This window comes from Croceivirga radicis (assembly GCF_002072105.2).
GTDB classification, from domain to species: domain Bacteria; phylum Bacteroidota; class Bacteroidia; order Flavobacteriales; family Flavobacteriaceae; genus Croceivirga; species Croceivirga radicis.
This window is the reverse complement of record NZ_MTBC01000002.1, coordinates 409,537-428,133: the sequence shown is the minus strand read 5'-3', so window position 1 is coordinate 428,133 and position 18,597 is coordinate 409,537. Positions and strand designations below refer to the sequence as shown.

Annotated in this window: 15 protein-coding genes; 10 read left to right on the top strand and 5 right to left on the bottom strand. The window is 37.5% G+C overall.

Annotated elements, in window-relative coordinates:
• The first annotated feature begins 6 nt into the window (after window positions 1–6).
• Complete coding sequence (locus BUL40_RS04805; RefSeq protein WP_010519176.1) at window positions 7–1,197, top strand: pyridoxal phosphate-dependent aminotransferase; 1,191 nt, start codon at window positions 7–9, stop codon at window positions 1,195–1,197.
• A gap of 2 nt (window positions 1,198–1,199) precedes the next feature.
• On the opposite strand, the gene BUL40_RS04800 is transcribed toward BUL40_RS04805, so the two are convergent.
• Both BUL40_RS04800 and trkA read right to left on the bottom strand, forming a co-directional pair.
• A complete protein-coding gene (locus tag BUL40_RS04800; RefSeq protein ID WP_029511536.1) occupies window positions 1,200–2,690 on the bottom strand; it encodes a TrkH family potassium uptake protein in 1,491 nt (496 codons plus the stop codon).
• Window positions 2,690–4,039, bottom strand: coding sequence for a Trk system potassium transporter TrkA (trkA, locus tag BUL40_RS04795; protein WP_010519174.1), 1,350 nt, complete (start codon window positions 4,037–4,039; stop codon window positions 2,690–2,692). Before trkA ends, BUL40_RS04800 begins: the two co-directional genes overlap by 1 nt.
• A gap of 181 nt (window positions 4,040–4,220) precedes the next feature.
• On the opposite strand from trkA, the gene ubiE reads away from it, so the two are divergent.
• Window positions 4,221–4,949: a bifunctional demethylmenaquinone methyltransferase/2-methoxy-6-polyprenyl-1,4-benzoquinol methylase UbiE gene (ubiE, locus tag BUL40_RS04790; protein ID WP_080318285.1), complete on the top strand. Its 729-nt coding sequence runs from the start codon at window positions 4,221–4,223 to the stop codon at window positions 4,947–4,949.
• Window positions 4,950–4,953: 4 nt separating this feature from the next.
• On the top strand, window positions 4,954–5,652 hold the full coding sequence (gene porT, locus BUL40_RS04785; protein WP_080318284.1) for a type IX secretion/gliding motility protein PorT/SprT: 699 nt from the start codon (window positions 4,954–4,956) through the stop codon (window positions 5,650–5,652).
• A 5-nt stretch (window positions 5,653–5,657) separates the two neighbouring features.
• On the opposite strand, the gene BUL40_RS04780 is transcribed toward porT, so the two are convergent.
• On the bottom strand, window positions 5,658–6,380 hold the full coding sequence (locus tag BUL40_RS04780) for a TrmH family RNA methyltransferase (RefSeq protein WP_080318283.1): 723 nt from the start codon (window positions 6,378–6,380) through the stop codon (window positions 5,658–5,660).
• Between the two features lie 40 nt (window positions 6,381–6,420).
• On the opposite strand from BUL40_RS04780, the gene tamL reads away from it, so the two are divergent.
• Genes tamL through accD form a run of 3 tightly spaced genes read left to right on the top strand, consistent with a single transcriptional unit; the run spans window position 6,421 to window position 11,021 of the window.
• Complete coding sequence (gene tamL, locus BUL40_RS04775; protein ID WP_080318282.1) at window positions 6,421–8,997, top strand: translocation and assembly module lipoprotein TamL; 2,577 nt, start codon at window positions 6,421–6,423, stop codon at window positions 8,995–8,997.
• 53 nt (window positions 8,998–9,050) lie between these two features.
• Window positions 9,051–10,118 (top strand): class II fructose-bisphosphate aldolase, encoded by a 1,068-nt coding sequence (gene fbaA, locus BUL40_RS04770; protein WP_080318281.1) that lies wholly within the window; start codon window positions 9,051–9,053, stop codon window positions 10,116–10,118.
• A gap of 24 nt (window positions 10,119–10,142) precedes the next feature.
• A complete protein-coding gene (gene accD / locus BUL40_RS04765; protein WP_010519168.1) occupies window positions 10,143–11,021 on the top strand; it encodes an acetyl-CoA carboxylase, carboxyltransferase subunit beta in 879 nt (292 codons plus the stop codon).
• Here the strand turns inward: accD and BUL40_RS04760 are convergent.
• A complete protein-coding gene (locus BUL40_RS04760; protein WP_080318280.1) occupies window positions 11,014–11,772 on the bottom strand; it encodes a hypothetical protein in 759 nt (252 codons plus the stop codon). The two genes, accD and BUL40_RS04760, sit on opposite strands and share 8 nt — an antisense overlap.
• A gap of 203 nt (window positions 11,773–11,975) precedes the next feature.
• On the opposite strand from BUL40_RS04760, the gene rpsO reads away from it, so the two are divergent.
• The 4 genes from rpsO to BUL40_RS04740 all read left to right on the top strand — a co-directional run bounded on the left by rpsO (window position 11,976) and on the right by BUL40_RS04740 (window position 18,116).
• Window positions 11,976–12,245, top strand: coding sequence for a 30S ribosomal protein S15 (gene rpsO / locus BUL40_RS04755; RefSeq protein ID WP_010519166.1), 270 nt, complete (start codon window positions 11,976–11,978; stop codon window positions 12,243–12,245).
• 183 nt (window positions 12,246–12,428) lie between these two features.
• Window positions 12,429–14,645 (top strand): polyribonucleotide nucleotidyltransferase, encoded by a 2,217-nt coding sequence (locus BUL40_RS04750; RefSeq protein ID WP_080318279.1) that lies wholly within the window; start codon window positions 12,429–12,431, stop codon window positions 14,643–14,645.
• A 162-nt stretch (window positions 14,646–14,807) separates the two neighbouring features.
• Window positions 14,808–15,671, top strand: a complete 864-nt coding sequence (locus tag BUL40_RS04745) for a sigma-70 family RNA polymerase sigma factor (RefSeq protein WP_010519164.1) — start codon at window positions 14,808–14,810, stop codon at window positions 15,669–15,671.
• A 246-nt stretch (window positions 15,672–15,917) separates the two neighbouring features.
• Complete coding sequence (locus BUL40_RS04740) at window positions 15,918–18,116, top strand: DUF7133 domain-containing protein (protein ID WP_080318278.1); 2,199 nt, start codon at window positions 15,918–15,920, stop codon at window positions 18,114–18,116.
• A gap of 86 nt (window positions 18,117–18,202) precedes the next feature.
• On the opposite strand, the gene BUL40_RS04735 is transcribed toward BUL40_RS04740, so the two are convergent.
• Window positions 18,203–18,436: a hypothetical protein gene (locus tag BUL40_RS04735; RefSeq protein WP_080318277.1), complete on the bottom strand. Its 234-nt coding sequence runs from the start codon at window positions 18,434–18,436 to the stop codon at window positions 18,203–18,205.
• Window positions 18,437–18,597 lie beyond the last annotated feature (161 nt).

The window sequence follows — 18,597 nt, the reverse complement described above, 5'->3', positions numbered from 1 at the left end:
AAATTCATGAGCAACCAGCAACTATCAGACAGGATTAACAGCTTAGTGCCATCGGCAACTTTAGAGATGGCGGCAAAGGCAAGATCTTTAAGGGCTGAAGGAAAAGACGTAATAGGATTAAGCCTTGGAGAACCAGATTTTAATACTCCAGACTATATTAAAGAAGCAGCTAAAGCGGCAATAGACCAAAATTACAACTCCTACACTCCAGTAGATGGTTATGCTGATTTAAAGCAAGCTATTATTACTAAATTCAAAAGAGATAATGGCCTCTCTTACGAGCCTGCCCAAATAGTTGTTTCCACGGGCGCCAAACAATCGCTTTACAATGTTGCACAAGCAGTATTAAACAAAGGAGACGAGGTTATTTTACCTTGTCCTTATTGGGTTAGCTATAGCGATATTGTTAAGCTTGCAGACGGGGTGCCGGTAGAGGTACCCACTACCATAGCTTCTAATTTTAAAATGACTCCCGAGCAACTAGAGGATGCCATAACCCCAAAAACCAAAATGATTTGGTACAGCTCTCCTTGTAACCCAAGTGGGTCTATATATAGTAAAGAAGAGCTACGTGCACTGGCCGATGTTTTACAAAAACATCCACAAATTATAGTGGTAAGTGATGAAATTTACGAGCACATTAATTACGGTGTAACAGCGCACGCATCTATGGCGCAATTTGAAGACATGTATGACCGAACCGTGACAGTGAACGGGGTTGCAAAGGCATTTGCCATGACCGGCTGGAGAATTGGTTACATTGGCGCACCAAGTTACATTGCTAGGGCTTGTAACAAACTACAAGGACAAGTTACCAGTGGCGCTAATTGTATTGCCCAACGTGCGGTAATTACAGCTTTAGAAGAAAGCCCAGAACGCATCCAATATATGGTAGATGAGTTTAAGAATAGAAGAAAATTAATTCTTGAACTTTTAAATGACATTCCTGGTTTTGAATGTAACGAACCAGACGGAGCGTTCTATGTGTTCCCAAACATTTCAAGTTATTTTGGAAAAGAGCTGAATGGAACAAAAATTAACAACGCTTCGGATTTTGCCATGTACATTTTAGAGCATGCAAACGTGGCAACCGTTACCGGAGATGCCTTTGGAAACCCAAACGGTATTCGTATTTCCTATGCTGCCAGCGTAGATGAAATTAAAGAAGCCGTAGCTAGGATCAAAGCCGTTTTATAGCTTTAAACCTTTTTCCAGAAATAAGGTACAAATATTATTAGGACGGTGAATAATTCTAGCCGTCCTAATAACATTAGAAAACAGCACCACAACTTACCCACATCTGGTAGCTCACTAAAATTAACCACTGGATTTAAATCGCCCAAGGCCGGACCTACATTACCCAGTGAGGAAGCAGAACCACCTATTGCCGATTCAAAATCCAATCCTAAATAACTTAACACTAAGGCTCCTATTATAAACAGTAGCATATAGAGTACAAAGAAGCCAATTATATTGTATACAATATGTTCGCTCACGGATTTGTTGTTAAACCGAACAGGAATAATAGCATTGGTATGCAAGGACCGTTTAAACTCCAACAAACCGTTTTTGATAATTAGAAGGTGGCGCATTACTTTGATTCCACCAGAAGTAGAACCAGCACAACCACCCAAAAACATTAAACCAAAAAAGAATACCGTTAAAAAAGGAGTCCAATTGGTAAAATCCGCGGTAACAAATCCAGTAGTTGTAATTATAGCCACTACTTGAAAAAGTGAGTGCCTAAAAGCGCTTTCCGCTTCGCCCCAAACCATAGGATGGTAGTCAGAGACAGGCACATCTGCCTGCAACCATACTATAAAACCAGAAATCAAAGTAAAACTTATAGTAAAAATTGTGTACACCCTAAATTCTTCATCCTGTAATACCCGTTGAATTTTGCCCGTAAAAGCAAAGTAACTCATTACAAAATTAGTACCCGCCAAGAACATAAAAACGATTATGATGTACTGTATCACCGGGCTATAGTTGTAGAAAGCTACACTGGCATTTTTAGTAGAAAAACCACCAGTACTCAGAGTGGCCAATGCGTGGTTAATTGCATCAAAAAAGGTCATTCCCGCTGCCCAAAGCAATAAGGTCTCCGCCAAGGTATATCCTACGTAAATATACCACAATCGCTTTGCCGTATCTGTAATTCTAGGATGTAACTTGTCTCCGCCCGGACCGGGAGCCTCAGCAGAAAATAACTGCATACCACCAATACCCAATAACGGCAAAATGGCAATTGCCAATACAATTATACCCATACCCCCTATCCAATGGGTAAGACTACGCCAAAGCAGAATACCTTCTGGTAGAACTTCAATGTCGTTTAAAATAGAAGAACCCGTTGTGGTATAGCCAGAAATGGTTTCAAAAAATGCATCTGTCAAAGAAGGGATGGATCCCGAAAAAACATATGGCAATATCCCTGAAATAGACATGATAAGCCATCCAAAAGTAACAATTAGATACCCTTCTTTTTTCTTTACTTCTTTTCTATGACCCCTGGTATAAAACATGGCCATAACGCCAACAAGCATAGTAACTATGGCCGCAGAAAGAATTTCCATGGTTGCGCCATCTTTATAGACACCGCTAACAATACCGGCCAAAAGCATAAAAGAACCATTGCACAACAGCAATAGCCCCATTATGTGTAAAATGATCCTAAAATTGAATCGCATTATAAAAACAGCTTTTCTATTTTGGCAATTGCCTTTGGTAACGCACAAACCACCACCTTATCTCCTGTGGTTATTCTAAAATCTCCTAAAGCAATTATACCTTCTCCTTTTCTAATTACCCCACCTATTATGGCTTCCCTTGGAAAATCTAATTCTTTTATTACTTCACCATTAACATAAGAGCCGGGTTTTACCTCAAACTCCAACAGCTCCGCATTTAAGTTGTTCAATCTAGTTAAGGCCAATACCTCTCCCCTACGCACAAATCTGAATATATTATTGGCCGCTAAAAGTTTTTTATTAATTAAGGTATCTATACCAATGGACTGGGACAATTGAAAATAATCCATGTTTTCTACCAAGGCAATGGTTTTTTTAATACCCTTGGATTTTGCCACCAAACAAGACATAATATTAGTTTCAGAATTACCGGTAACGGATACAAAAGCATCCATGGATTCCAAGCTTTCTTCTTCCAATAATTCTACATTGCGGCCATCACCATTAATTACCAAGGCATTGGGCAGATTCTCTGCCAAATCCATTGCTTTTTCTTTATTCTTTTCAAAAATCTTAACGTTGAATTTCTTAGAACAAAGATCTCTAGCTGTTTTAAAGCCAACTTTACTACCGCCAAGAATCATCACATTTTTTATTTCACGCTTTTGCATCCCAGTAAGCTTTAACAGCTCTTCTACCCCGTTTTGACAGGTGACAAAATAAACTTGGTCTCCTTCCTTAAAAACAGTATCACCACGTGGTATAAGTGTATATTGGGTTCCCATACGCTGCAAGGCAATGGGCATAAAATGTAATTCTGGAAAAACCCGAGCTGCCTCTTTAACCGATTTACCCACAAATGGGGCGCTCTTAGGCAAAAACACCCCTACCATGGTCAGTAATCCATCTTCAAACTCATAAGTATCACTAAAAGCTGACTTATTCAACAACAACTGAATTTCCGAAGCAGCTAGCTGTTCTGGAGAAATTAATTCGTCTATACCAAGCTCGTTAAAGCGAAGAATATCTTGATTATATATAAACTCTGTGTTGGAAATTCTAGCAATAGTCTGCTTACAACCTAATTGCTTGGCCAGCATACAAAGCGTAATGTTTGTGGTCTCAGATGCGGTAACACCAATTACCAAATCCGAAGCTTCTACCTTGGCATCTTGCAGAACCTCTACAGAGGTTGCATCTCCGCGTAGCACCCTAATATCCAGATGCGTATCTGCATAACCCAGACTTTCCTTATCTGTATCTATCAACGTTATTTCTTGTGACTCATAAGACAACAATTTTGCCAAATGAAATCCTACCTCACCAGCACCTGCAATGATTATTTTCATTACCTATCTTCTAATTAAAAAATCTAAGTTTTATGGGAAAGTTCTTTTGGGTTGGTTTACAAAACACTTTATCCCAAGGATTTAATTCTTTTATGGCAGCAAAAGTAATCAATTTATTATTGCAAATAACTTATCTGCTACCTAGGTTCCGTTATCGTATCTTTGCCAATAAAATTGTTTTATGGCGCAGCACGTAAATCCGTACAAGGATAGTGATTTAGGCAAGAAAGCCCAAGTAACCCAGATGTTCGACACCATTTCTAAGAACTATGATGGCTTAAACCGAGTTATTTCTTTGGGTATAGACGTAAAATGGCGTAATAAAGTTGTTAAAATCTTGGCCGGGACCAATCCTGAAAAAATATTGGACATAGCTACCGGGACCGGCGATTTGGCCATTAACCTTAATAGAACCGGAGCAAAACAAATTATTGGGCTAGATATATCTCCTGGAATGCTTGCTGTTGGTAAGGAAAAGGTAACGGAAAAAAAGCTAGACCAAACTATAGAAATGGTGCTTGGAGATAGCGAGAACCTTCCGTTTGAAGCCAACACTTTTGACGCCATTACCGTTGCCTTTGGTGTTAGAAATTTTGAAAATCTAGAAAAAGGCCTTACCGAAATTAATAGGGTTTTAAAACCAGGCGGAACTTTTGTGGTTCTTGAGACTTCCGTACCCACTAAATTTCCTTTTAAACAAGGCTACCAATTATACAGCAGATACATTTTACCTACTATTGGCAAACTATTTTCTAAAGATAAAGTTGCCTACAAATACCTATCAGAATCTGCTGCCGTTTTTCCATTTGGTGAGGCTTTCAACAATATTTTGAAGAAAACGGGGTTTATACGTGTAGAGAACAAACCTCAGACCTTAGGGGTGGCAACTATATATGTAGCCTCAAAATAAGCAAATGAAAAAACAATTTCTACTTAGTAGTTTTCTGTTATTCACGGCCTTTTGCCAAGCCCAACTATTTGGCAAAGACCCAATAATTAATATACAGAACGAAGACAAAGCCTTTCTAAATTACGGCTACTACCTTGGTTTTAACCAATACGATTTTAAGTTTGAATACAAGAATGATATTGGACAGGATGTGTTAGTGAACAAGGGAATTGGATTTAATGTTGGCCTTATTGGAGAAATGCGCATTAATGAATTTGTAGACCTTCGTTTTGAACCTGGACTGCTTTACGCCCAAAGAGACCTTGGATTTCCAGGGTTTACCACTGCACAAGATGCTATTAGGGAAGTACGCTCTACCTACATTCGTTTTCCCCTATTGGTAAAATTAAGTACTAAACGGTACAACAATATAAAACCTTTTGTAACTGCTGGTGGCTACAGCGCTATTAACCTTGGTGCAAAAGAAGATAGTTTAGACGATAATTCTTCTGGAGAATTTAGGATGAAGAAGAATGTTTACGGTTACGAACTTGGTTTTGGAATAGACATCTATACAGAGTTTTTCAAATTCACGCCTTCCATAAGAGGTGTTTTTGCCCTTACCAATGAAATTATACCAGATAATAACCCTAACAGTCCTTGGACGGGAAATATTGAAAGCATGAAAACAAGGGGAATCTTTGTAAACTTTACCTTCGAGTAAAAATACTAACCTCTTCTAAGTTCGTTCAATAAGATAGCGGTTGCCGTTGCTACGTTAAGGCTTTCCGTATGCGGGCTACCAAATTGAGGTATACAAACCCTTTTATTGCAAAAGGCCTCAACCTTTTTACTTATACCGTTAGCTTCATTCCCCATTACCAAAACACCTTTCTTTGGTAAATTCTCGCCATATACTGGTGCACCATCCATAAATGCCCCATAGACTGGCAATGTATTATTATTAAAAAAGGAGGCCAACTCTGTATATTCTACCTGTACCCTGGCAATAGACCCCATTGTTGCCTGCAACACCTTTGGATTATAACAGTCTACAGTTTGTACAGAACAAACTAAACGTTGAATACCAAACCAATCGCACAACCTTATAATAGTACCTAAATTACCTGGATCTCTTACATCATCCAAAACCAACGTCCAATCAGCTTCAATAGTCTTTGCGCTAGTAGGTATTTTAAAAACGGCAAGTACACCACTGGGTGTTTTTAAAGCGCTTATTTTTTTTAAATCTTCCGCGGTAATTTCATCACAATCAAAATTCTTGAATTCATCACTATGTTCAGCGGTTACCAAGAGTTTTTCTAAACTATAATTAGAATGTAATAGCTCTTTTACCGTTTTAATTCCTTCAACAAAAAAAAGTTCAAGTTCATTTCGGTATTTTTTTTGATGTAATCGCTTAACATCTTTTAACCACTTTTTGCTCACCATGGCAAATCACGTTATTTTTGAATTCTTAATACAAGTATAGGTGCTAAAAAAAGGAAGGGCAAATTTAGGTTTATTATTGGTAGCAATTGCCTTATTCTCTTGTAATGCGGTAAAAAAGGTGGGCGAAGATGAATATTTGCTTACCGAAAATGAGATTTTGATAGACAGCGTTAAAACCAAAGACCCCATCATTAAAAATCTTATTTCCCAAAAACCAAATAGCAACATTTTAGGATATCCACTTAGGTTAAACTTATACAATCTGGCAAAGGACAATCCAGATTCGCTATACCATGCATGGTTAAACAAAAAACCAAAGCGTAAAGAAAGGCTAACCAAATTCTTATCCGCCAAACAAGTAGAACGTTTGGGTAATTCATTTTTGGTAACCGGGTATAATGATTTTTTAAAAAATACAGGCGAAGCACCAGTTGTTATTGATACCTCCAAAGCAAGAAAATCTGCTGAAAGGCTTGCGGCCTACTACGCTACTAAAGGTTATTTCAATGCAACTGCCCAATATACCATAGCACCTAGCAAGAAAGAAAAACGTGCGAGTATTAGCTATAAAGCCACTTTAAGAAAACCCTACTTCATAGATAGTTTAGACACAAAAATAGCAACTGCAGAATTAGATTCTATTTACAGAAAAAACATAGATAGCTCCAAGGTTAGAGCCAAGCAACAATTTGATCTAGAAAAATTCAATAAAGAGCGGGAACGCCTAACCACCTTGTACAGAAATAGTGGCATCTATAATTTTCAAGAAAGCTCTATTAATTTTGACATTATTAGGGATACAATTAAAGGGAATGATGACCAAAAAATGGACATTACCCTCAACGTAAATAATCCTAGAAGCAATAACGATTCCATAACCGCTAAGCCTTATAAGGTACATCGTTTTAACAAAATCAATATATATCCAGATTATTCTTATGACACGGATATAGACAAGTTGGACACTATACAGCACGAGAACTATACCATTTATTTTAAGGACAAACTAAAGTACAGCCCCAAAGCACTTACAGATGCTATCTTTTTTGAAAAAGACAGTGTTTATAGAGATTTGGATTACATACGTACCAATAGACAGGTTACCAATTTAAATACGTTTAGATATCCTAATATAGAATTAACTCCTATAGATACCCTTGGTCTTTTAGACGCAGACGTATACCTGGCCGCCAGACCAAAATATTCTTTAGATGCATCCTTTGAGCTAACGCGCTCTAACATACAGCAACTTGGCATTGGCTTTGGCGGATCCGTTATTACAAGAAATGTATTTGGTGGCGCAGAAACATTAAGTTTATCGGCTAGAGGTTCTATTGGATTTTTGGATAGCGATATTTCCAACGAAAGTATAAGTTCAGAATTGGGAGGAGACATCAACCTAACCTTTCCCAGGATTTGGTTTCCTTTTAACACAGAAAAAGTAATACCCTACTACATGCTACCACAGACAAGACTTTCTGTAGGTACATCTTTTCAAAATAATATTGGACTGGATCGCCAATCTTTAAACTCCGTACTATCCTATTCCTGGTCACCTACTACCTTAAAAAAGCACAATATTGAATTATTGAATATTGAATTTGTTAGAAATACAGACGTAAAAGATTTTTTTAATGTGTACAACAACACATATGATCGCTTAGACGAAATTGCCAACCTTTACCAAGACCCTAACGAGTATCCAGAACTTGCGAGCGCATTTGAAACCTTTGATAGTGAGATTGATAGCCTACGGTTAATAATTCCAAAGGGCACAGAAGATTTTATTGACACTGTAACAACACAAGGTTTTGATATTACACAAGATAATTTAGAAACCGTACGCAGTATACAAGAACGTAAAGATCGTTTAACCAGTAACAACTTAATTTTTACTACCAACTATACTTTTTCGCAAAACAATAGGGAAAACTTAACGGACAATACCTTTTATTCTTTTAGGGCATTAATAGAAAGTGCTGGTAATTTACTTTCGCTCACGGAAAACATAATTCCTTTTGAACAAAACGAAAACGACCAAGGACTTGTATTTGGTGTACCCTATTCACAATACATAAAAGGAGAGTTAGATTACATAAAACATTGGGAATTAAATCCAGACAACGTTGTTGCGTTTAGAGGATTTGTTGGCTTAGCGGTTCCTTATGGCAATGCTAACAGTATACCTTTTGTACGCAGTTATTTTGCAGGCGGATCTAATGACAATAGGGCTTGGAATGTCTATTCCCTAGGTCCGGGTAAGACCGATGATGTAAATGATTTTAATGAAGCTAACTTTAAAATTGGACTGAATTTAGAATATCGTTTTCCTATACTTGGTGATATTAAGGGGGCTTTATTTGCAGACGCTGGTAATATTTGGAACGTATTTGACAATGTTACGGACCCAGATGCACAATTTAATGGCATTAGTTCTTTAGGAGACATGGCCTTAGGTAGTGGTTTTGGCCTGCGATATGATTTATCATATTTTGTTATTCGTTTAGATTTAGGTTTCAAAACCTACAATCCAGCCTTGGATTATTCTGACCGCTGGTTTACAGATTTTAACTTGGGCGAGGCTGTTTGGAACATAGGAATCAATTATCCTTTCTAAGCCTAAATATTTTAGTACATTTACCACCTGATAAAAACAAGAAACCGACTAAAATGGCACATAACATTAAACCTGGAGTTGCTACAGGAGATCAAGTACAGGAAATTTTTAATTATGCTAAAGAGAAGGGCTTTGCTTTACCAGCGGTAAACGTAATTGGCACCAACACCATGAATGCAGTAATGGAAACAGCTGCCGCGTTGAACGCGCCAGTTATAATCCAGTTCTCTAACGGAGGTGCTCAATTTAATGCCGGTAAAGGCTTATCTAATGAAAACCAAAGAGCTGCGGTTTTAGGAGCAGTGGCCGGCGCAAAACATGTGCACGAAATGGCAGAGGCTTATGGAGCCACTGTTATTTTACATACAGACCATTGCGCTAAAAAATTACTTCCTTGGATAGATGGTCTTTTAGATGCAAGCGAAAAACACTTTAAAGAAACTGGCAAGCCGCTTTTTTCTTCTCATATGATAGATCTTTCTGAAGAGCCATTAGAAGAAAATATTGCAATCTGCAAAGAATACTTAGAGCGTATGGCCAAAATGGACATGACTCTAGAAATTGAATTAGGTGTTACTGGTGGTGAAGAAGATGGTGTGGATAATACAGATGTAGACAGTTCCAAGCTTTACACACAACCAGAAGAAGTTGCTTATGCTTACGAAGAACTTTCTAAAGTAAGCCCTAAATTTACCATTGCAGCTGCATTTGGTAACGTACACGGGGTATACAAGCCTGGCAACGTAAAACTTACGCCAAAAATCCTTAAGAATTCTCAAGAATACGTAACAGAAAAATACGGTGTTGAAGAAAACAATATAGACTTTGTTTTCCACGGCGGATCTGGTTCTACTGTTGAAGAAATAAGGGAAGCTATTGGTTACGGTGTTATAAAAATGAATATTGATACCGATTTGCAATATGCTTTCTTAAGTGGCGTACGTGATTATGTACAAGGCAAAAAAGATTATTTGCAAGGACAAATTGGTAACCCAGAAGGGGACGATGTTCCTAACAAGAAATTCTACGACCCACGTGTATGGTTAAGAGAAGGCGAAAAAGCTTTTTCTGACCGATTAAAAAAGGCATTTGAAGACCTTAACAATACAAATACACTATAATTATTAATTAATTTCCCCCGGCATATGACAGCTTGGTTTAAAAGAAAAGAAAAGGGAATACAGACCCGGACGGAAGAAAAAAAGGATACTCCAAAAGGCCTTTGGTATAAATCACCAACCGGTAAAATTGTTGAATCTGATGAGTTGGCAAAAAATTTCTATGTTAGCCCAGAAGATGATTACCACGTAAGAATTGGAAGCAAGGAATATTTTGAAATTCTTTTTGACGATAAATTCAAAGAGTTAGACGAAGACCTTACGGCAAAAGACCCTTTAAAGTTTGAGGATACCAAAAAATATACGGATAGATTAAAAGCGGCCAAAGAAAAAACTGGTCTTAAAGATGCGGTTAGAACCGCCGTTGGCAAATCTATGGGTAAAGAATTGGTGGTGGCTTGTATGGATTTTAGCTTTATCGGTGGATCCATGGGTGCGGTAGTAGGTGAAAAAATTGCACGTGCAATTGACCATGCCAGAAAAAAGAAATTACCATTTCTAATGATTTCTAAATCTGGTGGTGCCCGTATGATGGAAGCAGCGCATAGTTTAATGCAAATGGCAAAAACTTCTGCAAAGCTTGCCCAATTAGCAGATGCGGGACTCCCATACATTTCTTTATGTACAGACCCAACAACTGGTGGTACAACCGCTTCTTACGCCATGCTAGGAGACATTAATATATCAGAGCCGGGCGCCTTAATTGGTTTTGCCGGTCCACGTATTGTAAAAGATACTACCGGTAAAGAATTACCAGATGGTTTTCAAACAGCAGAATTCGTAAAAGAACACGGTTTCTTGGATTTTATAGTCCATAGAAGGGATTTAAAGAAAAAAGTGAATTTATATATTGATTTAATTACAAATCAACCATTAAGAACATTAGAAGAAGAGCCTGTTAATTAACAGGCTCTTTTTTTATTTCAAATATACCTACCAATAATTTGGTTTTGGCTCCAGCTATATTTGGCTTTGCCAAAATCTTGTAATCTTGGTAACCTTTAATGGCTAATTCGGTTTGGTTTTTTGCTAAAGAAAACTCCGTAAGTACTTTGTTTCCATACATCAAAAACTTTTGATTGGGTGTTCTTAGAAATCCTAAAGAATCCCCCTTAATAAAATTCAACTCATAATCCATGGTCTCTGGTGCAAAATAGGGATTGGCCTTGTAATTGGCCACATGGCCATTGGCATTTGTAACCGCCTCTACCTCTAGTATTTTAAATGTATATACATCACCAATAGCTGGGTTGGCCACTAAAACTTCCTTATCAGAAATTCTAGCGCTAGTACGTTGTTTCTTATTAAAATCGCGTTTCAATTCTGTCCCAGCATTATAAAGAAACCATCCAAACACCAATAGTATAGGTAAGGCTACTACAAAAGATCCGGTATAGCTCCAAAAAGGTGTTTTCAGTTTTAATAATTTCAAATTTATAGCCGTTCGTAAACTTGCAGATGTTTCCTTAATTAAATCATTGGTAACCTTGCTTTTTATACGATAATGCTTCTCTGCAGGGAAAATAGGCACATACCATATGTGAAATACCTTCTGCAAAAACTCCACCTTAATATCTTTATACTCCTTGCCCAACCCTAAATCTTCAGCAAAAAATGTTTTAAACTTTATACTATATGTACCTAATCTAATGAGCATACGCCGTACTTTATTCTAGCTAACGCACTTTGGCAATGCTAATTGCAAAAATCTGTTTATTTATTGCGATCAATCAATACATTTGATTTTACGGATAATACCGATATTTAACTTTTTAAAAATCTGTTTCAAAAAAAGCATTATCTTTGCCGCCTGATTGAAAACCAGTCAGGTACATAAAAATCATTTAAAACAATATTGGAATGTATTTAAGCAAAGAGGCTAAGGCCGAAATTTTCAAAAAACACGGTGGTTCTGAAGGAAACACAGGTTCTACTGAAGGACAAATTGCGTTGTTCACTTACAGAATTAACCATTTAACACAGCACTTAAAAAGAAATCATAAAGATTTCAACACAGAGCGTTCTTTGGTAAAATTGGTAGGTAAAAGACGTAGTCTTTTAGATTATCTTAAAAAGAAAGATATTAATAAGTACCGTGCCTTAATTAAGGATTTAGGTATCAGAAAATAAATTTTATTTGGGGGAAGCTTTGCTTCCCCTTATTTTTACCACGTCTTTTATAGACAAGCACAAAAAGCTGCACACAGTTTTTCATTGGTCGCAACACACAACAACACAACCCGACCGTCCGGAAGACGGTAGACCAATTAGTAATTAGCCCTTATACAACTTAAAGGGCAACACGTATTATTTATGATTCCAAAAACATTTAAAGAGGTCATAGACCTAGGAGACGGTAGGGAAATCTCTATCGAAACCGGAAAATTGGCCAAGCAGGCCCACGGTTCTGTTGTAGTACAGTCCGGCAAATGTATGTTACTATGTACTGTAGTATCCAATTACAATGCTGCAGACGTAGACTTTTTACCCCTTACGGTAGACTACCGTGAAAAATTTGCCGCTGCTGGGCGTTACCCTGGTGGTTTCTTTAAAAGAGAAGCTAGACCAAGTGATGGCGAAGTATTGACCATGCGTTTGGTTGACCGTGTTTTACGTCCTTTGTTCCCAAAAGACTACCACGCAGAAACTCAGGTAATGATTCAACTAATGTCTCATGACCCAGAAGTAATGCCAGATGCAATGGCTGGTTTGGCAGCATCTGCCGCATTACAATTAAGCGACATTCCATTTGAATGTCCTATTTCTGAAGTGCGTGTAGGGCGTGTAGACGGTAATTTAGTAATTAACCCTACGCTAGCGCAATTGGCAGTATCTGACATTGATATGGTTATCGGTGCTTCAGAAGACTCTGTAATGATGGTAGAAGGCGAGATGGATGAAATTTCTGAAGAAGAAATGGTAGAAGCCATCAAATTTGCCCACGAGGCAATTAAAGTACAGTGCGAGGCGCAACGAAAGTTGGCCGAAGCATTCGGAAAAAAAGAAACACGCGAGTACGAGCCAGAAGCCGCTGATGAAGAATTGGCACAGAAAATTTATGACATGGCATATGACAAAGTATATGCCGTGGCCAAACAAGGCTCTTCCAAAAAAGAAAGAAGTTTAGCTTTCTCTGAAATTAAGGAAGAAATCAAAGCCTCTTTCTCTGAAGAAGAACTAGAGACCTATGGTGGTTTAGTTTCTAAATACTACCACAAAGCAGAAAAAGAAGCCGTACGTAACCTTACCTTAGAAGAAGGTTTACGTTTAGATGGTAGAAAAACAGATGAAATTAGACCTATCTGGTGCGAGATAGATTATTTACCATCCGTACACGGTTCATCTATTTTTACCAGAGGTGAAACCCAAGCATTAGCTACGGTAACCTTAGGTACTTCTAGAGAAGCCAACCAAATAGATATGCCATCTTTTGAAGGTGAAGAAACATTCTATTTACACTATAACTTCCCTCCTTTTTCTACAGGAGAGGCAAGACCAATTCGTGGTACATCAAGAAGAGAGGTAGGTCATGGTAACTTGGCACAACGTGCTCTTAAGAAAATGATTCCTGCAGATTGTCCTTATACGGTACGTGTGGTTTCAGAAATTTTAGAATCCAATGGTTCTTCTTCTATGGCTACCGTTTGTGCGGGAACAATGGCATTAATGGATGCTGGTGTACAACTTAAAAAACCTGTTTCTGGTATAGCAATGGGATTGATCACCAATACGGAGAATGGAAAATTTGCTGTTCTTTCTGATATTTTAGGTGATGAAGACCACTTAGGGGACATGGACTTTAAAGTTACCGGTACCGAAGATGGTATTACCGCATGCCAAATGGATATCAAAGTAAAAGGATTGTCTTATGAAATTTTGGTAAAAGCCTTAATGCAAGCTAAAGATGGCAGAATGCACATTTTAGGTAAGCTTACAGATACTATTGCTACACCAAAAGCAGAAGTAAAATCTTACGCTCCAAAAATTGTAACCAAGATTATTCCTGGTGAGTACATTGGTGCCGTTATTGGTTCTGGTGGTAAGGTTATCCAAGAATTACAGAAAGAAACCAACACTACTATTGTTATCAATGAAGACCCGGTAACAGAAGAAGGTATTGTTGAAATATTAGGTACGGACCAAGCTGGTATTGATGCCGTTATTGCTAAAATTGATGCAGTAATGTTTAAGCCAGAAGTTGGTAGTGTTTATGAGGTTAAGGTAATTAAGATGCTAGATTTTGGTGCTGTGGTAGAATATATGGACGCACCAGGAAACGAAGTTTTGTTACATGTATCAGAATTGGCATGGGAACGTACCGATAAGGTAACAGATGTAATTAACCTAGGGGATATTATAGATGTTAAATACTTTGGTATTGATCCAAGAACTAGAAAAGAAAAAGTTTCTAGAAAAGCACTTTTACCAAAACCAGAAGGGTACAAAGAAAGACCACCAAGAAACGATAAAGGTGGTGACCGTAGAGGTAACAATAGAGATAATAGAGACAGAAAACCAAGAAGAGATTAATTCTCAATTATCCTAATAATAACAAGCCCTGACCTTTGGTTGGGGCTTTTTAGTTACAATTTTTTTTTGAATTTAATTTTACCTAAATGTAACTTTTTTGATCTTTTTACGTATAAGTATATGGGTAGTCCCCACAAAATTAAAAGAAAGGGATAATTTTAGATGAGACAGTTAAAGATTACAAAACAGGTTACCAACAGGGAAACCGCGTCTTTAGACAAGTATTTACAAGAGATTGGAAAGGTAGATTTAATTACTGCCGATGAAGAGGTAGAATTGGCCCAACGTATAAAAGCTGGGGATCAGGTAGCCTTAGAAAAATTAACTAAAGCTAACTTGAGATTCGTTGTTTCTGTAGCTAAACAATATCAAAACCAAGGTTTAACCTTACCCGATTTAATTAATGAAGGTAACCTGGGCCTTATCAAAGCGGCACAACGTTTTGATGAAACCCGTGGTTTTAAATTTATTTCCTACGCCGTATGGTGGATTCGTCAATCCATCTTACAAGCGTTGGCAGAGCAGTCACGTATTGTTCGTTTACCGCTTAATAAAATTGGTAGCATCAACAAAATCAATAAAACTTTTGCTTTTCTAGAGCAAGCACATGAGCGTGTGCCTTCTGCAGAAGAAATTGCAAAAGAATTGGATATGACCGTTGAGGATGTAAAACAATCCTTGAAAAATTCTGGTCGTCACGTATCAATGGATGCACCTTTGATCGATGGGGAAGACTCTAACCTATACGATGTACTTAAAAGTGGTGAGTCTCCTAATCCAGACAAAGATTTGTTGCATGATTCTTTACGTACGGAAATTGAACGTGCTTTAGAAACCTTAACTCCAAGAGAGGCAGATGTTATTCGTTTGTATTTTGGATTGGCAGGACAACACAGTATGACTTTGGAGGAAATTGGCGAAACATTTGACCTTACCCGTGAGCGTGTAAGACAAATTAAAGAAAAAGCAATCCGTAGGTTAAAGCATACCTCTAGAAGTAAAATCTTAAAAACTTATTTGGGGTAATACCCTATCCAAAGTACGGTTTTGGCAATAACACAATTGCTTTTTAATAAAGAAAATTGTACTTTGCGTTACTATAACAGTTTATCATGACTGTTCGTTTTTTGATTGATGAATAAACTCCGGCTGATTACCGGAGTTTTTTTGTGCCTATTCCTAAAGTTTTAAGAAAACCATTCAACAATTGGCAATACTTATTTAACTTTAAGCTTAATTCCCTAAGTTTCCCAAACAGAATAGACCCATAGAATGACCAAGAATTTTTACACACTAGCAGTAGTGTTTTTATGCCTTTCCTGCTCCAAAGAATATTCAGAAACCCAATTAGACCATACCAAATACAAGCTTGCCTCCACTTTACAGTTAGAAGCTATAGCCGCAGAACCCTTATTAGAAGCACCAGTAGCCATAAGTTTTGACGATAACGGCCAGCTTTGGGCACTAGAATTAATTGGCTATATGCGCAATATAGAAGGTACGCAAGAAGAAGAACCTGTGGGCCGCATTGTAATTTTAGAGGATAAAGATGAAGATGGTATAATGGACCACACTCGCGTATTCTTAGATAGTTTAAAATTAGCGCGCGCTTTTAGTCATGTCTACGGTGGTCTTTTATATGCAGAACCGCCTTTTCTATTTTTTACTGAAATCAGATCAGACAATACTCCAGGAAAAACAACCGTTGTAGATTCTTCCTATGCGGTAGGCGGTAATGTGGAGCACCAACCTAACGGATTAATGTATAATTTGGATAACTGGATTTATAACGCAAAATCCAACAAAAGATACCGTTTAAAAGATGGAAAATGGCTAACCGAAACCACTAGCTTTAGGGGTCAGTGGGGCATTACCCATGATGACATGGGGCGTTTGCTCTATAATGATAATTCCAATCAACTTAAAGGCGATTGGATATTGCCCAATATGCTAGATAATAATCCAAAAATTAATACTCTTAAAGCACTTAGAGCTACTATTGTGGCCAACCAAAAAGTATACCCTATACAAGCAACCTCCATTAACAGGGGCTATTTGCCCAATACGCTAGACAAAGAACAAAAAGTGAAAAATTTCACCAGTGCTTGTGGACCACTTTATTTTGAAGGAAGCAATTTACCCAATACGTTCCAAGGCAATGCCTTTGTTAGCGGTCCAGAGGCAAACTTGATCAAGCGAAACATATTGGAGAACCAAGCCCTTAAATTAAACGGAAAACAAGCTTACGCCAATAAAGAGTTTTTAATAAGTACGGATGAAAATTTTAGGCCGGTAAACAATTTCAATGGTCCGGATGGTTCTTTATTTGTTGTAGATATGCATCGTGGGGTTATTCAGCACAAGACCTATATGTCTGGGTATCTACGCCAAGAATATTTAAAAAAAGGCCTAGATACGGTCGTTGGTATGGGTAGAATTCTTAGAATAGGCAAAAGCTTAAAACCCTTAAGAAAACTTAAAATAAGTAAATGGACAAATTCGCAATTAATAGACTCACTGGCTTCTAAAAATATCTGGATACGAACTAGGGCACAACATCATCTTGTTGCAAAGGGCACACCAAAAACGATAGAATTACTACAAGAAAAGATTAAAAAAAGTAAAAGCAGACAACAACTTATACATCTACTCTACGCCTTAAGCGGTCTTGATGCTTTTACTAGTAATCTTTTTGAAATTGCAACATTATACCAATACCCCAAAGCTGCGGCTGTTGCCATAAAACTAGCGGTAGATCATAATATTACGCTCACCCCAGAACAATTAGATGCCTTTATAAGCATGCAGCATACCATGGTGGATTATTACTTAGGTTATTATTGGTCCAAACAGGCTAAGCACCATTTAGATGAAAAATGGCTTACACTTATTGGCGAATACCAAGAAGCAAATTGGTTTATAGAACCTGCCGTAGTTAATAGTTTAGGACATGAACAACTTTATTTACAAGAACGGTATGCAGCAGTATTACCTAATACCCAAAACCAAATAGACTCGCTTAGCAAAATACCCTTACCACAGCCCGAAAGTGTAATTTTTCAAGACGATAACCTTACCCGTGGTCGTACGTTGTTTAATCAACATTGCGCTACCTGTCATGGACCAGATGGCAGGGGTATTACCAATTTAGCACCACCTCTTCTAAATTCAGAATATGTAACAGGGCCAAAAGAGCGTTTTTTGGCAGTTATGCTATACGGCTTAAACGGACCCGTTACCATAAATGGCAAACGATACAACAATGGTATTGCCATGCCCGGCATAGGAGGAAATCCAGAAATAACCGACGAAAACATTAGGGATATTGGTAATTATATAAGGAATGCATTTACCCATAAAGCCCAACAAGATGTAGATTTGGAGACCATAAAAGAACTAAGGCAATTAGATCGTAAAACCGACCAGTCCTTTACAGAAGAAGAATTATTTGAGCTCTTTAAAGCAAATTAAAAAGGTAATGGCTTTGCCTAGACAATAAATAACACCATTAAAAAAGGAGCTTAAAGCTCCTTTTTTAATTCTTAATGCTGCTAATTTTAAGCCACCTTTTTAAGGGCCTTTTTAGCCGACACCGCTTTTTTAGAGGCCTTTCTAACGGCCATTTTTTTGACTTTAGCAGTTGCAATAGCTTTTTTAATTGCCTTTTTCTTAGCTTTTTTCTTCTTTAATTTTTTTAAGGATTTCAAAGCCTTTAAAAGACCTTTCTCTTTTTTAGCGACTTTCTTTTTAGCACTTTTAAATTGTTTTTTTAGCTTTTTCTTTTTAGACATACTAATCAAATTTATATTGCAAAGTTAACAAATTGTTAGGTAAACATTAATTTAAAAACAACCTGTTTCAATGCATTTACGTTAAGGCTATTCTAAATCCGCTTTTAATACCCTTCTTTAGTAGTACAATGCGTATTTTTACAAGGTATAATCAACTAGTA